Below are 19,864 nucleotides of genomic sequence, written 5' to 3'. Positions count from 1 at the left end.
AGTCAGCGAGAAGCGCCCTGGCGAGTGCAGATGCCCCGAGAATCCGAGGAAGCGTACTTAAAGTACGCGACGAGGATTCGCAGGGAACAGCTGCGCCGTCAGAGCGCTTCGCAGCGTCGGCAAGTTCCGCGGGCCGACAGGTCCGCGGAACCCTCCTATTCGAAGATGCCCGCGAAAGTGCCCAGGCCAGAGGGGTGCTTGCGAGCATTGCGCTTCGCGAAGCGCAGCAGCTCGGCGATGGTGGAAAGCGAAACGTCCTTCTTCTGGCCCGTGCGGCGCAGCTTCACTTCCACATTGCCCTCGGCCAGACCGCGCTTGCCGATGACCACCTGCAGCGGCCAACCGATAAGGTCGGCGTCCGCGAACTTCACGCCAGCGCGCTCCTTGCGGTCGTCGATGACCACGTCGAAGCCGAAATCGGCAATCTCGCTCGCGAGCTTCTCAGCCGCGGGCTGCACCTCGTCGTCGCCGACCGTAAGCGGGATAATGCACACGTGAGCAGGCGCGACGTTGAACGGCCACTGGATGCCGTTCTCGTCGTTGTGCTGTTCGACGATGGCGGCCACCGTACGGGAGACGCCCACGCCATAGCAGCCCATGATGAACGGGTGCTCCACACCGTCCTCGTCGTGGAAGGTGGCGCCCATGGTCTCGGAGTAGCGGGTACCCAGCTGGAACACCTGGGAAACCTCGATGCCGCGGGAACCCGAAAGCGGCAGACCGCAGTCGGGGCAGCAGTCACCGGGCTTCACGACGCACAGGTCGGCCCATTCGTCCACCGTGAAATCGCGGCCCTCTTCGGCGCCCACGTAGTGGTAGTCGTCCTCGTTCGCGCCGACGACCCAATGGCTGATGCCCTTCAGGCTGCGGGCAGCGACGATGCGCGCGCCCTCGGGCAGGCCAACCGGGCCCATCGAGCCCTTGTGCAGGCCGAAAGATTCCATTTCCTCGTCGGTGAGCAGCTCAAACCCGGGAACGGCGCGCTCGGCTTTGATCTCGTTGAGCTCGTGGTCGCCGGGAACGAACATCACGACGAGCTTGCCCTCGGCGTCCTTGCCGGAGAGCGCCTTCACCGTGGAGCTTTCGGGGATGCCGAGAAACTCCGCGAGCTCCTCGATCGTGCGGACGCCGGGGGTGTGGATCTTCTTAAGCTCGGTGGCCTCGTACTCCGTCGGGCGGGCCAGGCACTCGCCAGCCTCGGTGTTCGCAGCGTAGCCGCAGGTGCAGTGCACAAGCTCGGCCTCGCCCGCCGGGGCAAGCGCCATGAACTCGGTCGTCACCTTGCCGCCGATCTGACCGCCATCGGCCTCGACGGGGCGGTAATCCAGGCCGCAGCGATCGCAGATGGTGCCGTAGGCGCGGCTCATGTCGTCGTAGGTTTCCTGCAGCGATTCCTGCGTCGCGTGGAAGGAGTACGCGTCTTTCATGATGAACTCGCGGCTGCGGAACAGGCCCAGGCGCGGACGGATTTCGTCGCGGAACTTCACCTGAATCTGGTAGAGCGTGCAGGGAAGCTCCTTGTAGGAACGCAGCTCGTTGCGGATGAGCGACGTGATGAGTTCCTCATGGGTGGGCCCGAGGCAGAAGCCGTGGTCGTGACGGTCGACGAGGCGCATGAGCTCGGGACCGTAGTCGTCCCAGCGGCCGGACTCGTGCCACAGCTCCGCCGGCTGCAGCGCCGGCATCATGATTTCCTGCGCGCCGATCTTGTCCATTTCCTCGCGCACGATGTTCTCGACCTTCGAGAGCACCTTGTAGCCAAGCGGCAGGAAGGTGTACACGCCCGAAGCGGTCTTGCGGATCATGCCCGCGCGAAGCATCAGCTTGTGGCTCGCGATTTCCGCATCCGCGGGGTCTTCCTTCAGCGTCGGAGCATAGAGCTTGCTCATTCGCATAACTTCACTCATAGTTTTCCTATCTCCTCCATCAACACGTCGACGATGGCGTGCTCTTCCACTTTCCGTTGCACCTCACCGTGCTTGAACACGACGCCTACGCCCGCGCCGCACGCCACGCCGATATCGGCATCACGCGCCTCGCCGGGACCGTTGACGACGCAGCCCATGACAGCGACCTTTATGGGCTTGGTCGTGCTCATGAGGTTTGATTCAACCTGCTTGGCCAGCTCGATCAAGTTTACCTGACAACGCCCGCACGTGGGGCAGCTGATGATTTCCGGGCCGCGGCGGCGCAAATCGAGCGCCGAAAGCAGCGCCCAGCACGCCCGCATCTCGACGACGGGGTCGTCGGTAAGCGAGATGCGCATGGTGTCCCCGATTCCTTCTTCCAAAAGAATTCCCAGGCCAGAGGCGCTTTTTATGACGCCTTGGAACTGCGTTCCCGCCTCGGTGATGCCGATGTGCAAAGGGATATGGGGCAAATCGCGCGAGAGCTGGCGATACGTGCGCACCGTGGTCATGACATCGTGGGCCTTCGCGCTCACCACAAGGTCGTGGAACCCGCGGCCCTCACAGTATTCCACGTAGCCCGCGGCGGACGCGGCGAGCTTTTGCGGAAGCGTGAGGTCGCGTCGCGCGGCGAGGTCTTGGTCAAGCGAGCCCGCGTTCACGCCAATGCGGATGGGAATGCCTGCCTCACCTGCGGCGTCGAGCACGGCGTCGGTCTTTGCGAGGCCGCCGATATTGCCGGGGTTGATGCGCAGCTTGGCCGCCCCGCGGCGTGCCGCCTCCACGGCAATCTGCGCGTCGAAGTGGACGTCTGCCACCACGGGAAGGGGCGACTGCTCGCAGACGCTCTGGAAGGCGTCGAGGCAATCGCGGCGCGGGATGGCCATACGGACCACCTCGCATCCCGCCGCGGCGAGTTCCCGAATCTGCGCAAGGTTGGCGTCCACGTCGTTTGCGGGCGCGTTCAGCATGGACTGCACCACCACGGGGGCGCCGCCGCCTAAGGGCACGTTGCCCACCATCACGCGGTGCGTGAGCTGGTTGGGCTTTTTGTCGTTGGTTGTAGCATCTGTTTTACACATGGATAGCATTCTAGCAGGTGCGCCTAGCCTTCTACGCGAATTACCGACGGCTCGGCACGCAGGACGTCTTCAAGCCCCGCGATTTCCGCGAGCACCGCGCGCACGCTCGCTTCCTTGGCGGTGTGCGTGACGTAGGAGAGGTTCACCGTCTCGTGCTCGGAGTTGCCGCGCTGCACCACGGAGCGCACAGAGACGCCGTGCTTGGCGAACACGCCCGCCATCGCAGCGAGCACACCGGAGCGGTCGGCCACGGCAAAGCGGATATAGTACTTCGTCTGCAGATCCTCCACCGGAAGGATGGGCAGGTTGTCGGTACAGGTGCATCCCACGATGGGGGAAACGCCCAGTGTGAGATGGCGCGCCACCTCGAGCACGTCGCCCATGACGGCGCTCGCCGCCGGGCCCGCGCCCGCGCCCTCGCCGAAGAACATCGTCTCGCCCACGGCGTCGCCCGTCACGTAAATCGCGTTGAACACGCCGTTCACGGTCGCGAGCTGATGCGCCTTCGGGAGCATCGTGGGGTGCACGCGCACGTCGATGCCGTCGGGCGTGCGATGGGCGATCGCCAAAAGCTTGATGACGTAGCCCATGTCGTCGGCAGTGTCCAGATCGAGCGTCGTGATGTTGCGGATGCCCTCGGTGTGCACATCGTCAAGCGTGACGCGCGAGTTGAAGGCGATCGACGCCAAAATGGCAATCTTAGCCGCAGCATCGAAGCCGTCGACGTCGGCCGTGGGGTCGGCTTCGGCGAAGCCACGCTCCTGGGCCTCCTTGAGCGCCTCATCATAGGAAAGGTTGTCGTCGACCATGCGCGTGAGCATGTAGTTCGTCGTGCCGTTCACAATGCCCATGACAGACGTTATCTCGTTCGAGATGAGCGAATGCTTCAGCGGATCGATGATGGGAATGCCGCCGCCGACGGACGCCTCGAAGGCGATCTCGCGGTTCATCTTCTCCGCCAGATGCATGACTTCCTCGCCATGGGTCGCCATGAGCGCCTTGTTGGCCGTGACGACGTTCTTGCCCGCCTCAAGTGCCGACACGACCACGTCGCGCGCGACCGTGGTGCCGCCGATGAGCTCGATGACGATGTCGATGTCGGGGTCGTTGACGATGTCGTGGTAGTCCAGCGTGAACAGATCGCTCACGCCGTGGGCTTCGGCCTGCTTAGGGTCGCGCGAGCAGACACGGGCAAGCTCCACGTCGATGCCGTAATGGCGCTTGAAGTCCTCCTTGTGCTTCTGAAGGATGTCGATGCAACCGCCACCGACCGTGCCGGTGCCGACGAGTCCGAGCTTGATGGTCATAAGGTCCTCCTAGATGTCGCGGGCGTAGAGGTCGGCGTAGGTCTCGCGGCGCGTGACGACGCGGGCGACACCGTCTTTCACGAACACTACGGCCGGCTTGGGCTGGCCATTGTAGTTGCTAGACATGGTAGAGCAGTACGCGCCCGTTGTGAACACGCACGCGATATCGCCGATTTCCGGATGCTGGATGGGCATGTCGATGACGACCGCGTCGCCGCTTTCGCAGTGCTTGCCGCACAGCGTAACGATTTCCGTGCGTGGCTCGCCCGCCTTGTTGGCGATCACGGGCTCGTAGTCGGCGCGGTAGAGCGCCGTGCGGATGTTGTCGGACATGCCGCCGTCGATGGCGACATACTTGCGGATGCCGGGCAGGGTTTTCAAGATGCCCACGGTGTAGAGCGTGACGCCGGCGTTGGCGACAAGGCTGCGACCAGGCTCGACGAGGATACGCGGCTCGGCGACGCCGTATTCGGCGCAAAAGTCCTTCACGGCGCGGGTCGTGCATTCCGCGAAATCGTCGATCGAGGAGGGCTTGTCGGTCGCGAGGTAGGCCACACCCAGGCCGCCGCCAAGGTCGAGCTCGGGAATCTCGATGCCGTACTCCTTCTGGACGCGCGCGATGAACTCGATCATCACCTGCGCTGCCTCGCGGAACGAGTGGAGCGCGAAGATCTGCGAGCCGATATGGCAGTGGAAGCCGACGAGCTTCACGTTGGGAGCCTCGATGGCGTCCTTCACGCACTTGAAGGCGAAGTCGTCGAGCATGGTGAAGCCGAACTTGGAGTCCTCGCAGCCCGTGCGGATGTATTCATGCGTGTCGGCCTCGACACCGGGCGTGATGCGCATGTAGATGGCCTGCTCGACGCCAAGTTCGCCAGCGATCTCGGACACGCGCGCAAGCTCGATGCGGCTGTCGACCACGATGCGGCCCACACCTGCGGAGATGGCCTCGCGCAGCTCGGCCGGCGTCTTGTTGTTGCCGTGCACGAAGACGTGCTCCATCGGGAAGCCCGCCATCTGGGCGCAGGCAAGCTCGCCGCCGCCCGACACGTCGAGGCAAAGTCCCTCTTCGTTCGCAATGCGCACAACTTCCTTGTTCAGGAAGGCCTTCGAAGCGTAGATGACGTCGGAGTTCTCGTAGCGCGAGCGGAACGCCTCGCGGTAGGTCTCCATGCGCCAACGAAGGTCGGCCTCGTCGAACACGTAGAGCGCGGTGCCTTCCTCGCGCGCGAGCTTCACCATGTCGACGCCGCCGATGAACAGGTGGTTATCGCGAACCTCGGCCGTGCGGGGAAGAACCTCGCCCAAGTCCATGGTGGTGAGGTTGTCGGGCTGCTTGCTGGTATCGGATGCTGGGAGAGACATAGCTGTCCTTTCTGATGCTGTGGAATTTTCCCAGTCTATCATTTGGGCGATGAGCAAGTATTTCCCATTCGTAAAATGCACGCGTTTTATAGGGAAGGGGAAGGTGAGCGGGACGAATAGCAAACCTGCGGATTCGCGGAAGCTGGAGTGCGCACGCCCGCGGAAAGGCCCACTTCGAGTACAATGGGCGTCTAGATAGCGCCTGGGGAAGGGCGCCTGAACACTCAACGTTTTGGAGGCAACTTATGTCCAAACCTGAACCGTCGATCGACCAGTGGCTCAAGGAAGCCAAGGCCGACCCGAAAGCCGCGCAGTGCGGCATGTTCCTCACCCACAACGGCATCGTGCGCATTACGCCTAAAAAGCAGGTGCGCGAAGGCGTCCAAGGCCTTGGGGAAGTCGCGAAGGTGCAATTCTCCTACGACGCCGAGGGTGTTGCCGCAGCCGAGAAGGAAGCGCTCACCTGGCCGGGCGTGTACTACGTGCGCACCTGGATGAACGAGGGCGAGCTTGGCGTGGGCGACTCCATCATGTACGTGCTCATCGGCGCCGACATCCGCCCGAACTGCGTCGATGCACTGCAGAAGCTCGTCGGCAAGATCAAAAACGAGCTCGTCGTGGAAAAGGAAATCTACGCGTAAAGCTTTCACGTGAACGCAGCGGCGCCCCGGGGAGAAAAGCCAACCCCGGGGCGCCGCACTAATGCAACGAGACGAGCGGGGACGCGCCTCGTTGCATTTCCCCTAGTCGAGCGCTTGCGGCGGAAGGGGCGCGTTGAGGCTCTTGTGCACGTTCACGAGCGCATCGTCGGGGCGATAGAACAGCCGCAACGCCAAGAGCGGCTGGCCGACCTGGAAGATGTTGTCGTCAATCGCCGTGCGCATGGCGTCGTCGAGCGCATCGAGCAGCGAGTCAAGCGGCGCGATGGGCACGCCCTCGCCTGCTAGGATCGCGTCGACTTCCTCGCGATCGATAGGGCCCTGTCCGGTCTCCGCCATCAGCCGATGCATCTCGATGGTGCATTGGGCCAGGTAAATCGGGGCTGTCATCATCGACTTCATGTAACACGCCACGCCGAGCGCCGTTTTCCCCGCCTTCCATTCCACGTACGCGAGCTGATAGTACGCAAGCGCGATCTCGTCGGGCTGCGTCGCGATTTCCAGGCAGCGCCTGAGCGTGCGCGAGGATGTGGACACGTCGCCCATGAGCATGTATGCGCGTGCCGTCTGGCGATACGCAGGCGTGTAGGTGGGCGCGACTTGGATGCAGCGCAGGCCGAACCGCACGGCCTCCTCGGCGTGGCTGAACGACTCCTCGAGAAGGCGCACCGACTCCAGGTAGCACATAGCCAAAGACGACGGCAGCAACTCGACGCGTTTTCCCTCATCAGGATGGGGGAAAGCAAGTCCGCTGCGCCAGGGTGCGCTCCCCTGCCGCTCGCGGTTGTAGATGATGCGCGACGCATACGTGTCGAACATGCGATGGACAGCTTCGGAGTTGTCCGCAAAGCGCTTGGACTCCTCGGCCTGACGGATCGCCTCACGCAGGATCGACGCCGCCCGATGCGGGTCGGCCTGCGCGACGGCGCGCGCCTGTCCGAGCGCATTCAGGTAAGGATCCTCTCCCATAAAGCAGCTGACCAGCGCGTTCTGGTCGTGCGCATCAACATTGCCTTCCAGAAGGTCGGTCATAAGGCGCGTGCACGCTGCGAAAATACGCGGGTCGTCGGCTGCGTTCTGCTCCGTCTGCGCCAAGCGGATTGCCTCGGTGGTGCTCGTCGCGCGCGCAATCGCGTCGGCAAGCCGCTCGCCTGCGTGGCGCAGTTGGGCATCGGAGTGAATCCTTAGGTCACGAAGCGATTCGGCGCCGAAGGCCTTCGCCTCGCGCGGACCGAAGGCGAGCGAGCCCACCTCGGGCAACTCGCCGCGAATGCGTTTCGCTTCGGCATCGACGGCGTCATCGAGCGAGAAGTCGACCGCGTCGACGCCGAAGCGCGCACCGCATTCCGCGAACAGCGACTCGGGGTCCCCCTCGAGCCCTTCCTGGAAACGGGCACCCTCGCAGATGCTTCTCGTGAATTTCACCTGGTAGAGAGTATGCGCATCGCGGCCGTCGGCATCGGCACTTCCGCTGCCGTTGTCGCCGGGTTCGACAACGACGCTGCCGTCTTCGGGCTCGACGATGACGCTGCCGCCATCGAACTCATCGCCTTCGGCGTCAAACTCGCCATCTTCGCCGCCGAAACTGGTGCCAAACCCGGTGTCGACGCCGGTGCCGTTGCCATGGCTTTCGCCTGCCATCTTGCTGCCTTCGGGTTCGACCTCGCCGGCTGCTTCCAGTTCCCGCGCACAGACGACCACCTCATCGATCGCGCACCCCGCATGGAATGCTGCCGCAGCGAGCATCATGCCCACGTGCTCGGCGTAGCGCAGCGCCATCCGCCCTCGCTCGGCGTCGGATTGATCGACCCAGGAACCCATCTGAGAGGAATATACCCGCTGCGGCATAAGCTGCGCAGGCGGAACAACCATCTCGAACGCAACCTTTCCGCAGCGCACGTCGACGCGGTACTCGACCACGAAGCGAACGGGCAGCTGGAAGCGCTCGACCGATTCCCCAATCGAGCGGCGGACGTCCCATTCCCCCGCCTTGTTCGGCGCCGCGGCGTTCTCGTCTGCGGGATGCGCGGCGCAGGGAGCCTGCGCAGCAACCGCCTCGAACAGCTGCGTATCGATGGCACCGCACACATCGATTTCGGAAATGTCCTGATCAGGCGCATCGCAGCACCCCGCGCTCGAATTCTTCTCGAGCTTTCGCGCGATGAGCACGAAGCGGTTGATCGCCGACTCGATAGCCCAAATCGTCGCCTCGGGAATGCCGTCGCCGCCTTCCCCGCGACCGAGGAAATACGTGTCCGAATAGCGCTGCGCCCGAACGAATCGCAGCGACGGGACGTTCAACCCGTCGCTCTGGGCACCCGCCAACACGCCCATCGCGTTCGCGTCGTAAAGCCAGCTCGCAAGCAGAAGCGCGAGCGACGGAGGCTGCATCGCGGGATCGAGGGCCGCAGAGCGGATGTCGTGCAGGGCGCCGAGCAGGTCCTCGAAGGGCGTTTCGGAGTCGAGGCTCTCCATGATCTCGCCGAGACCGCGCGCCGGGACCCGCGCGCCGCCGAGCAGCGGACGGAAGGTGAACGCGAAAAAACAACGAGCGAGCGCCTCGTGATACGTGAGGTTGTCCGAGTGGGAGCCGAAATCGCACCAGGAATCGAAAAGCGAGTAGCGGCCGTTTTTCAGGGAGAAGCAAGCGACTTGACGAACCCCGCGCTTGTCGCGCAGCTGGACGGTGCCGCGAACCTCCTGATCGCGCTTGAATTTCGAGTTCGGCATGACAAGCGTGCCGAAATCCGAGGGGGACTTCCCATCCCACGGTCGCGAGAACAGGATGTCGGGATCGCGCGCCGGGGGCGCGAAAAGCGGGCGGTCGGTCACGAACGCGCGACCGTAGCAATCAACATAACCCCAGATACGAAACTTGTTTTCTGCGACGAACTCAACCAGGTAGATATCGCCTGAGGAGGGAGTAATGCTCGAATCGCGAATCCAGCCGAACGACGACGTCGGTGCGGGAGAGCCAGGCAGGGGCATCACCACATCGGGCAGCACTTGAGGTCGCGCCCCGAAAAGACCGACCCTGCCATCGATGCGATACACGCCGTCTCGTTCTGCCACGCAATGCGCCATCAAACTCCCTTTCCTCTTGGGGAAAGAATAGCACTGCACAGCGCAGATGCCCCGCTCAACGAAGCGCAATGTCGATACGAGCGACTCGGTACACGGCAAAGGCCCAATTCCGGCATACAAAAAACGCGGCAGCTCAATCGAGCCGCCGCGCAAGGGGAAAGCTTAGTGGTGATGGTTGCACGCCTGGTCGGCGGACATGATGGGCGCTTCACCAGCCGCAACGGCTCGAACAGCGTCGCCCACGATCGGGTGCTCGGCGTCGTAGTATACCGTAATGCCCGCCTGGTTGAAGCCCATAAGCGGGCGCATCCCCATACCGGCGGCAACGATGGCATTGCAGCCAGCATCGGCGAGCAGGCCCACTGGGCGCAGACAACCGCCCTCTTCGTGAGGCGGATTCGCGACCATCGTTGCCTCTTCGGAAACCACACCGTCCACGATGTCGACCACGGTGAAGCAGTCGCAGTGACCGAAATGGCCGGAGCGCTCAGCGTTGAGGCCAGCTGCGCCCATCGTCGGCACAGCGAGTTTAATCGAGGTAGTCATCTTGCCTTCTTTCTTCGGGACCTCCGCCCCGCTTCCTCGCATGCCGTACGATCGACGCAGCACCGTCGCGGCCATGCATCCCAACTCATCTCGTTGAGTTCAAAATACTCTAGATATGGAGTATTTTACCGCGACGAACACGTTCTAAGACGAATGGCGCGAATTTGTCTCTAAATGACACTTAATTACTATCATATTAATCGAGTTACCGGGAGGTAAGCAGGCCCACGCCGAACGCACGCTGGAGAACCATCGCCGCACGCTCGCGTGCCACATCCTCGCCCGGGACGAGTACCTGCCCCGCATCCGTGTCGTAGCCCTTCACGAGGCCCTGGCCGGCGGCCCAGTTAACGTACTTTTTCGCCCAATCGGACACGCTCGACGCGTCCAGGAACACCGACAGATTGTCGCCCGCTGCATCGATATCGCCAGACTTCGCAGTGAGGCGAGCGAGAACTGTAACGAGCTGCTCGAAGGTCACGTTCTCGTTCGCCGCGAAGTCGGCCGAGCCGTCATCGCGGATAAAGCCGGTCATCACGCCCTTCTTCACCGCCCAATTGGCAGCGGCGGTATAGTACATGCCGTCGGCAGACCCGGCGATGCCAGTCTCGTCTTTCGCATTAGTCGGATCGTAGGATGCCGCCTCATCGGGGCAGGCGTTGCGCCAAAGGATCGTCGCGAGCTGACCGCGCGTCAGCGTGTCGCCGACACCGAAGAGGGTCGTTCCCGTATAGCCCGTCATGAGGCCCTTTCCGGCAACGAACGTCACCGCAGGCCCGTACCAAAGCGAGTAGTCAACATCAGTGAAGGTGGGTACCGCAGGCTCGGACGCCGCCTCGGTCGTGAATTCCTGCACGGCGGTACGTGTGACGCCGCCCTTGTCGTTCGTGACCAAGGCATACCAGCCGTACTTGGTGCTCGGGGTCAGCCCCTTCCAGGTGAAGGAGACATCCCCCGACCCCGTCGCAGCGCCGATCTCGGTCGCGCTCTCAACGCTCGCGCTGATCGCAGACGTGGTCAGGCTCTTCTTCAGGTCGTCGGCGCTCTTCGTGAACAGCACGTCAAGCTCCATGATGTCCTGGTTGAGATACTGCGCGCCGGCCGCATACGAGCTCTGCTTCGCGGTGTCGTAGTAGTTGAAATCGTCGCGGTAGGGGGAATACGAGTTAAGGTAGACCTTGTTGTTCTTCAAATCGAAGTACAGGAACTTGAGGTACTCGCTGCCGCCCTCGGGATCGGACTGGTAGTCGGTGCAAATCTGGTACACGGTGCGCTCGTTCACGCCGTCGCCGTTGTCGTCGAACGCGCTCGTCTCGATAGACGACCCGTGGTAGTGCCCGTTGAGCACCGCGAACACGTTCGGGTTCTTTGCGACGACTTCCTCCTGCAAAAGCTTGCCGGTGTAGTCGAGCAGCCCCGCATCCGTCTCCTTCACGTTGGTGTAACGGTGCAGGCAGATGATGGCCTTGCGATCGGGGTACTGCGCGAGCACCTCGTTCATCCAGTTAATCTCGTCGGTGTAGATGTCCCAGCTCATATACAGGACCAAGAAGTCCTGACCGTTCTCGGAAAGCAGGTCGTAGTGGCCGAGGTTGTTCTTGTACGAACCACCGTACCAGGGGTTGCCACTGTAGCGGTCCTCACCGAAGTACTTCCAGTAGTTGCCGTAGCCCTCCATGCCCGCATAGACGTCATGGTTGCCCGCAAGCACGCCGTTAGGGATGCCCGCGTCGTCGAGGATCTTCATGGAGTGGTCGGCGTTCACCCATTCGCCGCCCATGTCCACGTCATCGACGATGTCTCCGGTGTGCATGACGTAGCGGATGCCGAGCCTTTGCGCGTTGTCCACGATCCATTGGTTCATGTTGTCGTAGTGGTACGGGAAGCTCTCGGCGTAGTACTGGGTGTCGGTTTCCCAAGCAAACGAGAAGTCGTAATTCTCGGGAATGCCCGTGCCGTCCCAACTGGACTGGGTCGTCTGGCCCGCCTCGTCGAGGGACTGCAGGGACACAGACTCCGTGAACGCAGACTCGTCAGGAAGAGCCGTCGTCGGATAGCCATCGACTGCAACCTGCTGCACGAGAATTACCGCGTTGCCATCGCGCAGGTGGTCGGCAGCGGGGAACTCGCCGGTCATCTCGCCATTCGAGTCGGCGGTTGCGACCTTTTCCCAACCTTGCGTCGTGAAGTTGTAGACATACATCGTGACCGGGTGGGCGTCATCGGTGCTCGACGCCTGGCCCTTCCAGGAAAGCGACACGGTGTCGCCCTCGGCGGCAGTTCCCACCTTCGCCTCGAACAGCTGAGCCGGGAACGAGCCATCGTCGGTGGCCGCCTGATTCGTCGAAGCCGCAACGATATCGTCAGCGGAAAGCGTGCGGCCCTGGCGGAAGCTCACGTTGGCGGGGTCTTCTCCCACGTTGACCGTCAGGTTCGCCGTCGCGGTCGTGACGCCGTCCCCGTCCGAATCGACCGTCACGTCGGGGTCGTTGTCCTCGACGGTGAACTTCACCTGCGACGTCGTGACATTGCCCGCCTCGTCGACCGCAACGACGGCAAGCGTATGTTCTCCCACCGCAAGCTTCTGCGGGTCGATGGCGGAAGGCAGCGCGAGATCCTCCCCGTCAAGTGTGGCTGCAACCGACTTCAGGCCGTTCATATCGGTCGCGATCTTGGAGGGATCAAGGGTGACGGCCTGGTAGAGCGGCTTGCCGTCCTCAATGCCCAGGTCAACCGTCGGTTTCGTGTTGTCAACAATGACGTTGGCAGAAGCCGTGCCGTTCTCACCCTGCGCGGTCACGACATGCAAGCCGTCAGTAATCTGCCCGGTAGCCCAATCAAAGCCCATGGCAGTGGCATCTGCCGCAGGAATCTCAAACGTGGCATCGAGATGGGTCTCCATGCCCGCGGAATCGCCGATGGTGTGCCACTCGCCGAGTTCTGTGCTCGTGTTGGTCTTCTCGTTGTTGGGCGCGATGCTCACCGGCAGGTAGCTCTTGTCGTTTGCCAGCTTCATCTGCAGGCCGGACACCTTGTAGTCCTCATGGTTCTCACCGAACACCGAGGGGTAGAGAGCCTCCTCGAACGGCGTGCCCGAATCGCCCGCCCACAAGGTCAGCGTCACGTCGTAGGTATCCTTCTCCGCATTGTAGGTGAAATACTTGTTGTCGATATGCACCGCACGCGACGTGGGCGATTCGCACCACGGGCCCAGGATGGTGATGATGTCGCGCGGGTTGTCACCGTAAGGAGCGGTGATGGCGTCCTTGAAATAACTGTCCATGCCGCTCGTCTGCACCATGAACCAGGTGCCGTTCTCGAAGGTCTTGCGCGCATCAGTGACTTGGCTGCCATCAACCGAGATCGTCGTTTTCACGTTGTCGGAGCCGTCATTGGCGGTGACCGTCGTGGTGCCCGAGACGACGGCGCCGTCCTTGAGCGACAGACGCATGCCATCGGTGGCGTTCAAGCGGTTGATCTTCACCGTCTTCTCGTCGGTCTCGCTCATACCGTAAAGGGAGTAGGCGCGCACCTTGTAGGTGACCTTGTCATGGCCGAACAGCACATCAGAGGGGGTCTGCATCATAAAATGCCCCAAGCGCCACTGGGTCTTCTGCTTAACGACGGTCCAATCGGAATCATCGTCGAGCTTGTAGAGCACCTCGGTGCCGAGCAGGTACGGGCGCGTCTTGAGCGCCTCCGCGCCACCAGGATAGTTCGTCGGGTTGTCGGCACCGGACTCATTTTCCTTGTTGTCGGTGAAGGCATCGCGGCGCTCGTCGCTCGTAGCGCCGAGCAGAAGGTCGGTGTCGTAGAGCACCTTCAGGGTGTCACCCTCGTCGATGGAGTCGGGAACGGTGTAGATATCCTGCATGTTCTCGGAAAGCGTCGGAGCCTTGCCGTCGTCGGCAGGATATCCCGGATAACCTTGAAACTTCGCCGTCACCGGGCTTTTCTGCCAATCGGCAACCTCGCCGGGCGTGGCAGCGGAGACCTCGACGGGAATGGATGCATTGGTTGCAGTAAGCCCGCTCGTGCCGACCGGCTCGCGATCGCCCGTGCCGCGGGGGTACGTGTACTGCAGCGAGGTGTCGTGATCGCTGCGCTCCTCAGCGCCCTCGTTGAATCCCGCCACGGTGAACGCATCGTCTTCCGTGGTGCCGAAACGAATCCAGCGCGCGTCGGAGGAATGCAAGCCCGCGTAGTTCACGCGCACGATATCTTTGCCCTCTTCGAGGCTCGTGCCGTAGAAGTTGTTGAAGTCCTCGACCGTGGTGCCGTTGCTGGAAAGGTAATACACCATGGTCTTGCCAGGCTCGAGGTATGCCGTGAAATCGTCAAGCGACCAGACCTTACCCGACGCAGATGCCGTCTGATCAGGGTATTCGTAGTAGTAGAAAATCTTGAAGTAGCTCAGATTGATAGGCTTGTCGGAAGCGTTGTACACCTCGAAATAGGAATACTGCTTGCCGTCGGTGCTTTGCGGATTGGCATGCACCTCGGTGATGTAGTAGGGTGCCGCCTTCTCCGCAACAGGCACCTGCGCGGCGTTCTGAGTCGTCTGTGCGTCCGTGCGCACCTCGTTGCCGGCGTTGCCGTACGCGGTGACGTACCACTCGACGCTCTCGCCGAACAGCTCGCTTGAGTCAATCGTGCCCGTGAAGGTCTTGCCGTCACCGGTCGGCTCGAGCGCAACCGTCTTCTCGTCGGACGCTTTGTCGCCGTAGTGCTGCTTATAATGCAGATTCACGAACATGCTCGCCGACGAGCCATCGTAGGGAACCTGGGCGGTTACCTTGAACTGCCCGTCGCCGGTCGCTGTGACCTTCTCGATCGTCGCCTGCTTGTCGCTCGCGTTCGCGCGCTGCGCCGGGACCTGATCGGCGGAAACCGAGCCCGGGGTCGCCTGCGCGAGCCCGCTATCGACGCACTCGCGACCGGAGCCGGGATAGGTGTACTGGATGCCCTGCTTGTCGGGGTTGCCTGCGGGAATCTCGTCTCCGTTCGCGTTCGACCAGGCGCCTACCATGACGGCGTCGTCGTCTTTTCCGAAGAAGTACCCGCGCTTGTTCGTGGTGTGGATGCCCGAATACGGCGTGCGGATGATGTCCTTGCCCTCGATGAGATTGGTCCCGTAGGTCTTGTTGAAGTCGGCAAGCGATGTCTCGTTCTTCGAACCGCCCATCCACAGGACAAGCGTCTTGCCAGGCTCGATTACGACATCGGAGTCTCCGCTACCATAATCGATGCCCTTGTGCTTATCGGAGGAGCTGAACACCTTTCCCGTGCCCATGCCCCCTTCGTAGCAGTAGTAGTACACGTAATCTTTGAAGTTGATGGGGCTGTCGGAGTTGTTGTACACCTCCACATAGGTGTATTTCCCCTTGCCGGGAGAATCGGTGACCACTTCCGTCACCAACAGCGGAGACACCTGGTCGGAAGCCGCCTGGGCCTCCCCCGCATCTCCCTTTGCCGTCCCCGTCGCCTGTGCGGTGCCGCCCGTTGCGTCGCCTTCGGCCCCGTCGGCAAATGCCGCAGGCAGCGGTACCGCAAGCGACGCAGCGAGCGTTGCGGCGATCACGGCGTTGAAGCATCGTTTCATACTTCCGCGTTCCTCCTCTTTCGCATGGTTATTCGTGTCCGCGCACTGCGGGCACGATTGGAAAGTGTGGCCGACCAACGTAAGGTCGACATCAGGCGGAGGGAAGGTTTGGGCATAGCTTTCGCAAGAAGCGCGTTAAGCTCTGTTAAGAAGTATGCAAGGCACCTGAGCCCTGGCGGCTCTTCCTCGAAAGGCAGAAAGCTGTAATCAGCGCAGCACAGGGAACGGAGACGATGATTCCGATCGATCCGGAAAGGCCCCGCAGGATCTCAATTCCGATGGCGTATTCGTTCCAGTACTCGAAGTACGGCATCGCGTAGGCGTAGATGATCACGAGCGTGTTGACCGCCCCGCCGGCGAACGCGAGGATGAGCGTGTGCGTCATCGTGCCCATCATGTCGCGGCCGACGGACATTCCCGACTTGAAGAGCTCGCGCACCGAGAGCGCCGGGCTGGCGGCGTGAAGCTCGCACTCGTGCGACGTGACCGACATGGAGATGTCCATCACCGCGCCGAGCGAGGAAATGAGGATTCCCGAGAACAGAAGGCCCGAAACGTCGAGCTTGCTGTTCTGTCCAACATACGCAAGCGTTTCGATCTCGCTGACGTTCAGCCCCGAGATGTGCCCCAGCGAGCCGAACACGCTGGCGACCAAGCCGGCCACAAGCACGCCCACGACCGTAGCGACTATCGAGCAGAGCGTTTTCGCAGACCAGCCGCCAATAAGGTACATCCCGACAACCGTCACGAGCACCACCACGAGCACGGCGGTCCAAAAGGGAGACGCACCGCTGTAGACCATCGGCAGGTACAGGAAGAATATGCAGGCGAACGTGAATGCCAGGCCGAGCGCCGAGAGCGTCCCCGAGCGACCGCCCGCCACGCAGAGCAAAACGAGGAACAGCCCAACGAGCGCCCAGAGCACGATTCCGCGATCGTAGTTGTAGACCGTCGCGACCAGGGAGCCATCTTGCCCCTCGTTCACCAGGACGATTACTTTCAACCCCGGCGAGCAGAACGCGCCGGAGTTGTTGGAATACGGGCTCGTCGCCTCGGCCTGCTGGCCTGCGTACTGGCCCGACGCAATTGTGAGAAGCACTTTCTGGTTGCCCTGCATCTCGCCCGAGTCGCTCAGACTCACGTCGCTCGAGATGACCTCGTCGACCGTCGCTTTCTCGAACTCGCTTCCCCCCGTCGGCCGCAAAGGAACGCGGTCGATTCCCGCGTTGAGCCACATGAGAAACCCCGCAAAGGCGACGAGCAGGATGGCGAACGCGGCGACAGCGATGCGGGAGCGACACATGGGGCACGCAGCCGACAGCCTCCCCAGGCGATTGGATTTCACAGTTTGACCCCTCTTCACTAGGCAACAACCGTTAAACCCTATCGGGAAGGGCGGACGCAGATGGGGCGCGCACGAACTCTTGAGGAGGATTTTTCCTTCACCTTACGTTAGGGCGAGGCGTGCGCGCCCATGCGAAGCTTGCCGCGTCACACGCTGGGCGGGTCGTGCCGCGCTCACATGAAGCTTGCCGCGCGTCCCGCGTTGGGCGGAGAAATGGGCGCTCGCAATGCCGCAGGTCACGAAACAAGAAAGCCCCTCCGTGCAGTTCAGGCTGCGATCTGAAGGGGCTTGAAAAGAGCATGCCGCCGGCGGGTTGCCAGCTTGTTCGTTGGCGAAGGGGCATGCGCCCCGAGATCCGCCTCGACGAAAGCAACCAGGCAAAGGCCGAGCGGCCAAGCGCAGCGTCACGCCAAACGCCAGGGCTTACTCCTTGCCCTGCGCGCGCTGGGAGTTCTCGAACGTGAAGCGTCCCATTTTCACCCCACCCAGAATGTGAATATGGAAATGCTTCACTGTGGTCGCGGAATCGGGACCGGTGTTCACCACCGTGCGGAAGCCGGACTCGCGCACGCCCTTGATCTCGGCGACCTTCGGAACGACCGACATCATGTGGCCGAAAACCTCCTCGGGTACGCCGTCGCACATGTCGTCGTAGTGCTTCTTCGGCACGAGCAGCGTGTGCACGGGAGCCTCGGGCTCGATGTCGTCGAACGCGAAGCAGATGTCGTCCTCGTAGACCTTGTTCGTGGGGATCTCCCCGGAGATGAGTTTGCAGAACAAGCAATCGTCAGCCATGTCGGCTCCTTTCGATAGCGTCACATCAAGACAAGTTTACAGGTACTTCACGACTAAATCGCCCATGCCAGCGCAGTTGACCACCTTGTCGGCAGGAGTGGTGGCGTCTTTCAGATCGCCCGTGCGCCAACCGTCGTTGAGCAGGTTGGTCACCGCGCGGCGGATATCGTCGGCGGCGTCGTTCATGTCGAAACTGTAGCGCAGCATCATCTCGACGGAGAGGATCTGCGCGAGCGGATTCGCGATACCCTTGCCCGCGATGTCGGGCGCGCTGCCGTGGGAAGGCTCGTAGAGCGCGGTGCCGTCGCCCAAGCTAGCGGAAGCGAGCATACCGAGCGAGCCCGTAATCTGGGCTGCCTCGTCGGAGAGGATGTCGCCGAACATGTTCTCAGTCACCACGACGTCGAAGTCGGCGGGGCGGTTGATCAACTGCATCGCCGTGTTGTCCACAAGCAGATCCTCAATCTCGACATCAGGATACTCGGTCTCGCCAATGCGATGCACGATCTCGCGCCACATGCGGGAGGTCTCGAGTACGTTGGCCTTGTCGACGCTCGTCACCTTCTTGCGGCGCTTGCGCGCTGCCTCGAACGCCTGGCGCGCGATGCGCTCGATCTCGTACTCGCGATACTCGAGCGTGTCGTAAGCGCGCTGCCCCTTGGCGCCGTTGGTGCCGGCACCCTCCTCGTCGTAGAAGCGCTCGCGCTTGCCGAAGTACAAACCGCCCGTCAACTCGCGCACGATCATAAGGTCGACACCGGCAATGACCTCGGGCTTCAATGTGGAAGCGCCGGCGAGCGCGTCGAAAATCTGCACGGGACGCAGGTTGGTATAGAGCCCCAGCCCCTTGCGGATGCCGAGCAGACCCTGCTCAGGACGCGGGGCGTTCGGGTCGGTCGTGTCCCACTTCGGTCCGCCCACAGCAGCGAGCAACACGGCGTCGGCGGCCTTCGCGGCATCGAGCGTTGCCTGGGGAAGCGGCTCGCCCGCCGCATCGATGGCGGCACCGCCGATAAGCGATTCCTCGCACGCGAATTCCGTGTCGTACTTCGCGCCGACGGCGTTTAAGACTTTAACTCCTTCCGCGATGATTTCCGGGCCGATGCCGTCACCCGGCAAAAGGCAGATGTTGTACTTCGTAGTCATAGTTGCATGCCTCTTTCGATAAGCGGTTTCTCGCACCAGCCTATAGTAGCGCAGCGCGATAGCAAGGAAGGGCCTTACTCGGATTTCCCCGCGCAAACTCGCAAAACGAAAGTTGCAGCAGCGGCGCGAAATGGGCCATAGGGGTATTCCCAAACCCGCGCTCGCTCCCACATACTTCCTAGCGACAGCCCGAATGCTAAGGAGGCTTCATGGAAGATTTCTTCGCTATCAAATGTCGCAACTGCGGCGGCCCCATGTATTCCCATCAGGCAACCCGCGGCTTCGAATGCGCGTATTGCGGGACGAGCGAACCCTGGGGAGAAGGCGCAGCGGGGCAAGATTCCATCGTAAAGTTCCGCCATCAACCCCTTCAAATGGTAAACGGCCTGATCAAGCTGCCCCAAGTGTCGCGCCTCGAGCCCCCGAAGGAATCCGACTGGTACTTCTTCAAGCCCTACTGGCGCAACATGTCCCTCGCCGAGTGGATTGTAAACGAGGACCCCGCCACCGCAGGCGAGTTCGAGCGCGCGACGACCGTAAGCATCCCCTGCCCGTTTTGCGGCGCGGCGTTCGAGGGCGAGTCAACCCAGAGCGTGTTCGAATGCCCGTCGTGCGGAAACAAAATCGGCGCCACCGACCTGCTGCAACCCGGCACCTTCAGCAAGTACCTGTCCATTGGGACGGGCTCGGAATACATCCCCGACCAGGCAATTCCCTGCCGCATATCCGAGCAGCAGGCGCGCGCAAACGCCCGCGAGCTCGTGCGTCAGCACCCCGACCTCTTCGCGGGACACAGCGTCGAGGATGCCATCGACAACCAGATGGTTCTCGCATATGCCGCGGTATCGCTCGCTGACCTGCGCATAATCGCGTCTTACCCCGGCAAGAAGCTCCAGAAGGGGTAGTGTCCCGAATGTTGGTGTAGAGCTCGGTTCTCGAGGGTAGCCGCAGGCTGCCCGAGGAGCCGAGAATCACCTAGAATGCCGTCATTCTAGCGCATGCTACGCCGCCTTCCTGCCGGGAATC

The 19,864-nt window shown here is 62.2% G+C and carries 12 protein-coding genes; 2 read left to right on the top strand and 10 right to left on the bottom strand.

What is annotated here, in order from left to right; translation table 11 throughout:
- Nucleotides 1-155: 155 nt before the first annotated feature.
- Genes F8C90_RS04660 through lysA form a run of 4 tightly spaced genes read right to left on the bottom strand, consistent with a single transcriptional unit; the run spans nt 156 to nt 5,661 of the window.
- Nucleotides 156-1,907: a proline--tRNA ligase gene (locus tag F8C90_RS04660; RefSeq protein WP_158049295.1), complete on the bottom strand. Its 1,752-nt coding sequence runs from the start codon at nt 1,905-1,907 to the stop codon at nt 156-158.
- Nucleotides 1,904-2,989 carry a flavodoxin-dependent (E)-4-hydroxy-3-methylbut-2-enyl-diphosphate synthase gene (ispG, locus tag F8C90_RS04655; RefSeq protein WP_158049294.1) on the bottom strand — a complete coding sequence of 362 codons (1,086 nt, stop codon included), beginning with the start codon at nt 2,987-2,989 and terminating at the stop codon, nt 1,904-1,906. Before ispG ends, F8C90_RS04660 begins: the two co-directional genes overlap by 4 nt.
- A gap of 23 nt (nt 2,990-3,012) precedes the next feature.
- Nucleotides 3,013-4,296 (bottom strand): homoserine dehydrogenase, encoded by a 1,284-nt coding sequence (locus tag F8C90_RS04650; protein WP_158049293.1) that lies wholly within the window; start codon nt 4,294-4,296, stop codon nt 3,013-3,015.
- Between the two features lie 9 nt (nt 4,297-4,305).
- Entirely contained in the window at nt 4,306-5,661 is a 1,356-nt protein-coding gene (lysA, locus tag F8C90_RS04645) for a diaminopimelate decarboxylase (RefSeq protein WP_158049292.1), read from the bottom strand.
- Nucleotides 5,662-5,906: 245 nt separating this feature from the next.
- On the opposite strand from lysA, the gene F8C90_RS04640 reads away from it, so the two are divergent.
- Nucleotides 5,907-6,302 carry a molybdenum cofactor biosynthesis protein MoaE gene (locus F8C90_RS04640; RefSeq protein ID WP_158049291.1) on the top strand — a complete coding sequence of 132 codons (396 nt, stop codon included), beginning with the start codon at nt 5,907-5,909 and terminating at the stop codon, nt 6,300-6,302.
- A 102-nt stretch (nt 6,303-6,404) separates the two neighbouring features.
- Here the strand turns inward: F8C90_RS04640 and F8C90_RS04635 are convergent, their stop codons facing one another.
- The 6 genes from F8C90_RS04635 to leuB form a co-directional block, all read right to left on the bottom strand.
- Complete coding sequence (locus tag F8C90_RS04635; protein WP_158049290.1) at nt 6,405-9,392, bottom strand: tetratricopeptide repeat protein; 2,988 nt, start codon at nt 9,390-9,392, stop codon at nt 6,405-6,407.
- A 174-nt stretch (nt 9,393-9,566) separates the two neighbouring features.
- A complete protein-coding gene (locus F8C90_RS04630; RefSeq protein ID WP_158049289.1) occupies nt 9,567-9,950 on the bottom strand; it encodes a NifB/NifX family molybdenum-iron cluster-binding protein in 384 nt (127 codons plus the stop codon).
- 205 nt (nt 9,951-10,155) lie between these two features.
- The gene (locus F8C90_RS04625; RefSeq protein WP_158049288.1) at nt 10,156-15,552 is read right to left on the bottom strand and encodes an S-layer homology domain-containing protein; all 5,397 of its coding nucleotides are present in this window, start codon (nt 15,550-15,552) and stop codon (nt 10,156-10,158) included.
- A gap of 145 nt (nt 15,553-15,697) precedes the next feature.
- The gene (locus F8C90_RS04620) at nt 15,698-16,897 is read right to left on the bottom strand and encodes a YibE/F family protein (RefSeq protein ID WP_211361020.1); all 1,200 of its coding nucleotides are present in this window, start codon (nt 16,895-16,897) and stop codon (nt 15,698-15,700) included.
- Between the two features lie 423 nt (nt 16,898-17,320).
- Complete coding sequence (locus F8C90_RS04615; protein WP_158049287.1) at nt 17,321-17,692, bottom strand: histidine triad nucleotide-binding protein; 372 nt, start codon at nt 17,690-17,692, stop codon at nt 17,321-17,323.
- A gap of 36 nt (nt 17,693-17,728) precedes the next feature.
- Entirely contained in the window at nt 17,729-18,838 is a 1,110-nt protein-coding gene (gene leuB, locus F8C90_RS04610) for a 3-isopropylmalate dehydrogenase (RefSeq protein ID WP_158049286.1), read from the bottom strand.
- A 209-nt stretch (nt 18,839-19,047) separates the two neighbouring features.
- Between leuB and F8C90_RS04605 the strand changes: the two genes are divergently transcribed.
- Complete coding sequence (locus tag F8C90_RS04605; RefSeq protein WP_158049285.1) at nt 19,048-19,743, top strand: TFIIB-type zinc ribbon-containing protein; 696 nt, start codon at nt 19,048-19,050, stop codon at nt 19,741-19,743.
- The last annotated feature ends 121 nt before the right edge of the window (nt 19,744-19,864 follow it).

This window comes from Ellagibacter isourolithinifaciens, assembly GCF_008831035.1.
GTDB lineage: Bacteria > Actinomycetota > Coriobacteriia > Coriobacteriales > Eggerthellaceae > Ellagibacter > Ellagibacter isourolithinifaciens.
Note: the sequence above shows the minus strand (reverse complement) of the source record. Positions and strands in the feature narration are given on the sequence as shown.

What these genes read in the sequence shown, in the direction of transcription:
- leuB (WP_158049286.1), bottom strand. Translation starts at nt 18,838, where the DNA reads ATGACTACGAAGTACAACATCTGCCTTTTGCCGGGTGACGGCATCGGC.
- F8C90_RS04630 (WP_158049289.1), bottom strand. Translation starts at nt 9,950, where the DNA reads ATGACTACCTCGATTAAACTCGCTGTGCCGACGATGGGCGCAGCTGGC.
- F8C90_RS04640 (WP_158049291.1), top strand. Translation starts at nt 5,907, where the DNA reads ATGTCCAAACCTGAACCGTCGATCGACCAGTGGCTCAAGGAAGCCAAG.
- lysA (WP_158049292.1), bottom strand. Translation starts at nt 5,661, where the DNA reads ATGTCTCTCCCAGCATCCGATACCAGCAAGCAGCCCGACAACCTCACC.
- F8C90_RS04605 (WP_158049285.1), top strand. Translation starts at nt 19,048, where the DNA reads ATGGAAGATTTCTTCGCTATCAAATGTCGCAACTGCGGCGGCCCCATG.
- ispG (WP_158049294.1), bottom strand. Translation starts at nt 2,989, where the DNA reads ATGTGTAAAACAGATGCTACAACCAACGACAAAAAGCCCAACCAGCTC.
- F8C90_RS04660 (WP_158049295.1), bottom strand. Translation starts at nt 1,907, where the DNA reads ATGAGTGAAGTTATGCGAATGAGCAAGCTCTATGCTCCGACGCTGAAG.
- F8C90_RS04650 (WP_158049293.1), bottom strand. Translation starts at nt 4,296, where the DNA reads ATGACCATCAAGCTCGGACTCGTCGGCACCGGCACGGTCGGTGGCGGT.
- F8C90_RS04615 (WP_158049287.1), bottom strand. Translation starts at nt 17,692, where the DNA reads ATGGCTGACGATTGCTTGTTCTGCAAACTCATCTCCGGGGAGATCCCC.
- F8C90_RS04625 (WP_158049288.1), bottom strand. Translation starts at nt 15,552, where the DNA reads ATGAAACGATGCTTCAACGCCGTGATCGCCGCAACGCTCGCTGCGTCG.